Raw genomic sequence first — 3,260 nt, 5'->3', positions numbered from 1 at the left:
GGCGACGAGCCGGAGCAGGGTGCTCTTGCCGCAGCCGGACGGCCCGACGAGGGTCACGAACGCGCCGGGCGCGAACGCGGCGTCGAGCCCGTCGAGCGCCTGGACGGCCCGCCGGCCCCACCCGTAGACGAGGCCGACCCCGTCCAGGGTGACCGCGTCGGCCGCCCCGGTCGGCAGATCGGTCGGCAGGTCAGCCGGCGAAGGCATCGCCCAGCTCCTTGGTCGCCAGCCCCTGCTGGAACGCCGACAGCTCGGGCACCGAGTCGATCTTGTTCTGGGACTTCAGGAACTCGGCGGCGCTGTGCAGGTTCTGGGCGAGGGCGCCGGGCGCCTGCGGGGTGCCGAGGTACTGGGGGCCCTTCTGCTCGGCGCCGTCCAGCAGGACGAGCTGGCCGATCTGGCGCGCGGCCTCGGCCGGGTCGAGGTTGAGCTGGCGGCCGACGGCGGCGGCCGCGGCGTCCTTGTCGGAGCGGATCAGCTTGATCGCCCGGTCCTGCTGCTGGAGCCAGACGTTCAGCGCCTTGGGGTAGGAGCCGGCGAACGCCGTCCGCACGACGGCCAGGTCGGCGGTCACCTTGCCCTTGGCGGCCAGGTCCTTGCTGGAGATGAGGGTCTTGCCGGTCTTCTCCAGCTCGCCCAGGACCGGGGTCCAGACGTAGGCGGCGTCGATGTCGCCGCGGGTCCAGGCGGCCTGGATGTCCTGCGGCTCCAGGTCGATGACCTTGACGTCGGACTCCTTCAGCCCGGCGTCCTGGAGCGCGGCCAGCAGGCTGTAGTGCGAGGTCGAGGAGAACGGCGTGGCGATCTTCTTGCCCCGCAGCTCCTCGATCTTCGTGGCCGACTTGGCGACCAGCGCCTCGTTCTCGCCGATGACGTCGAAGATCCACGGCACCTTGTAGGCGATGTTCAGCGGCGCGGACAGCCCGCGCGTGACGGGGCTGCTGCCGGCGAGCCCGATGTCGATGGAGCCGGCGATGATCGCGGTGTTGACGTCGCCGCCGGACTCGAACTTCGACCAGGTGATCTTCGTGTCGGGGAGTGCCTGCTCCAGCCACCGCTGGTCCTTGACGACCAGGTCGCCGTTGGGGATGAGCTGGTAGCCGATCCGCAGTTCGGCGGGGCTGCCGTCGGCGTTGCCGCCCTTGTCGCCGGAGGCTCCGGTGCCGGACGAGCAGGCCGCGAGGCCGAGCACGAGCGCGGCCAGCACGGGGATGATGCGCTTGTTCATGGGGTGTTCTCTTTCTTGTTTCTCTTTGGGGGTCATGCCTTGCCCCGCCAGGGCGCGAGCCGGCGTTCGGCGAGCTGGAGCAGACCGTCGATGGCCAGGCCGGAGGCGCCGATGACCAGCAGCCCGAGGACGACCACGTCGGTCTGGTTGTAGCGCTGGGCGTCGCGGATCATGCCGCCGATGCCGGGCACTCCGTTGACGGTCTCGGCCGCGACGACGGTCGTGTACGCCACCCCGACCGCCACCCGGATCCCGGTGATGATCTCCGGCATGGCGGACGGGAGGACGATCCAGACCGGGAGCTGCCACGGCCGGGCGCCCAGCGAGCGTCCGGCGTTCAGGTAGTCCTCGTGGACGCCGCGGATCGCCTCGGCGGTGGCCACGGCGACGGGCGGCATCGCGGCGACGAACAGCAGGATCACCTTCGGCGACTCGTCGATGCCGAACCAGATGATGAGCAGGCTGAAGTAGGCCAGTGGGGGCAGTGTCCGCACGAAGGTGACCAGCGGGTTCAGCAGCACCCGGAGGGTCGGCACCAGGCCGATCGCCAGCCCGAGGGCGATCCCGCCGACCACGCCGTAGAGGCTGCCGAGCAGGATGCGCCGCAGGCTCACGCCCAGGTGCTCCCAGAGCAGATGGCCGCCGAAGCCGCGCTGCCCGTCGTGGGTGGTGACGCCGTCGATCAGCCGCTCCCAGACCGAGCCGGGGGAGGGGACGAACACCGGCGGCCACAGGTGCGAGGCGGCGACCGCCCACCAGAGGGCCAGCAGCACCGCCACCGCGCCCAGCCGCAGCGCCAGGGAACGCATCGGACCTCTTCTCAACAAAACCAACCAAACATGTCTGAAAACAAGAGTATAGGACCAGTGGGACAACGAGAAAGAGCCAGATCCTGATGATTCGAAGGTGCCAGCGGTTACATGCGCGACGCTTCCGCGGCGATCAAGGCGACGCCGACGTCGATCCGGTCCGGATCCATCGCGCCGAACCCCAGCTTGATCCAGCCCGTCGGGACCGGATCCGGCCCCGGCAGGAAGAACGTGTCGCCCGGCTCGATGAGCACCCCGTGCGCCAGCAGCCGGCCGGCCAGCACCCGGGTGTCGATCCCGGCGGGCGCGCCGAGCCAGAGGCTGACCCCGCCGGAGCGCGGCCGCACCGACCAGCCCGGCAGATGGTCGCGGACCGCCCGCGCGGTCAGCTCCCAGCGCAGCCGCAGATCCCGGCGGAGCTGCCGGACGCCCCTGCGGTACTCGCCCGACCCGATCAGCAGGGCCAGCGCCCGCTGCTGATGGCCCGGCGGATGCCGGATCTGGTAGCGGCGCAGATCCCGCAGATGCTCGATCAGCGCGGACGGCCCCACCACGAACCCCATCCGCAGTCCCGGCGCGAGGAACTTGGAGAAACTGCCCAGATGGACCACCCCGTCGGGGTCCAGCGACGCCAGCGCGGGGGACGCCTTACCGACATAGCGCAGCTCACTGTCGTAGTCGTCCTCGACCAGGACGATGCCCCGCTCGCGGGCCGCCGCGACGAAGAGCTGCCGCCGGCGTCCGCTCATCGTCGCGTTCGACGGGTAGTGGTGGGTCGGCGTGGTGACGATCATCCGGGCGGCCAGCACCTCGGGGTCGGGGACCAGCCCTTCGGCGTCGACCCGGCCCGGCACCAGCACGGCGCCCGCCCTGACCAGGATGTGCCGGGCGTCGGGGTAGCCGGGGTTCTCCACGGCGACCGGGGTGCCGGGGGAGACCAGGGCGGAGGCCAGGAGCTGGAGCCCGTGCTGGGAGCCGAGGGTGATCAGCACCCGGTCGGGCGGGACCGCGAGGCCCCGGCGCGGCAGGATCTCCCGGCAGACCGCCGCCACCAGCAGCGGATCGTCGCCGTCGATGGCGTCCTGGAGGCTGTGCCTGCGGTGCTCGGGCTCCAGCGCCTCGCGCAGGCAGCGCAGCCAGGCCCGCTCGGGGAACGCACCGGCCGGCAGATGGCCGGTGACGAACGGGTAGGGGTGCCGGTCCCAGTCGGCGGGTTTGCGGAT

General features: G+C 71.5%; 4 protein-coding genes. All 4 read right to left on the bottom strand.

Translation table 11 applies throughout. The annotated features are described in order from the left end of the window. A partial coding sequence (locus tag ACYVE7_RS31585) for an ATP-binding cassette domain-containing protein (RefSeq protein WP_460369921.1) occupies positions 1-207 on the bottom strand: 207 nt, incomplete at its 3' end. Then, a complete protein-coding gene (locus ACYVE7_RS31580) occupies positions 191-1,228 on the bottom strand; it encodes a taurine ABC transporter substrate-binding protein (protein WP_460369919.1) in 1,038 nt (345 codons plus the stop codon). The genes ACYVE7_RS31585 and ACYVE7_RS31580, both read right to left, overlap by 17 nt. Before the next feature lie 32 nt (positions 1,229-1,260). Continuing rightward, a complete protein-coding gene (locus tag ACYVE7_RS31575) occupies positions 1,261-2,037 on the bottom strand; it encodes an ABC transporter permease (protein ID WP_460369917.1) in 777 nt (258 codons plus the stop codon). A 107-nt stretch (positions 2,038-2,144) separates the two neighbouring features. After that, positions 2,145-3,260 (bottom strand): aminotransferase-like domain-containing protein (locus ACYVE7_RS31570; protein ID WP_460369916.1); only part of this gene is annotated, 1,116 nt, incomplete at its 5' end.

Source organism: Actinocorallia lasiicapitis, assembly GCF_054778695.1.
The sequence above is the reverse complement of the archived record's forward strand: the minus strand, read 5'-3'. Positions and strand labels throughout refer to the sequence as shown.